Annotated in this window: 1 pseudogene; it reads right to left on the reverse strand. The window is 49.4% G+C overall.

The features are described from left to right. Positions 1-16: 16 nt before the first annotated feature. Positions 17-607 (reverse strand): annotated as a pseudogene (locus ABD036_RS19130) (S8 family peptidase); the annotation flags it as partial.

Consider the following 607-nt stretch of genomic DNA (forward strand, 5'->3'; position numbering starts at 1 on the left):
TGCTGTTAGTTAACTTTTAGATACCGTCTGTCGCGATTTCTAATAGGTCATCGCTGGTTTCCACTGCTTCGGCAGGTAACTCTTGAACCGATTCAGTGTTAAAGCTCGCGCCTACTACACTCTTGGCATCTACTGAGCCCCAATCGAAGCCTTCCGATGCGGCACTGCCCCAGTCGAAGCCCAGTGATGAGAAGTCCCAGTCAAAGCCTAGCGCGCCTGCATCACCCCAGTCAAAACCAAGTGCACGAATTTCCCAATCAAAGCCTTGTGATGAAACTTCCCAATCGAAGCCCATTGCATCGGCGTCACCCCAATCGAAGCCCAATGCATCTGCATCACCCCAATCAAAGCCCTGTGACGATACGCCCCAATCGAAACCTAATAGACCGGCACCTTCCCAATCAAAACCTTCTGTGATCACTTCACCGGTAGTCAACTTGATACCAAGTTTACCATCCGCAGTTACCATTGCTGGGCCTTTAAAGTGTTGAACACCATTCAAGTCTGCTTGAATATCCAAGCCTACGTTGGCACAACCACTGGCTTGACTCATTACCGCAGCATATGCATTGATCAATCCTGAGCCTTGAGTCAGTGGATCATAGGT

Origin of the sequence: Aliiglaciecola litoralis, from assembly GCF_039523355.1 — a bacterium.
Classification (GTDB): domain Bacteria; phylum Pseudomonadota; class Gammaproteobacteria; order Enterobacterales; family Alteromonadaceae; genus Aliiglaciecola; species Aliiglaciecola litoralis.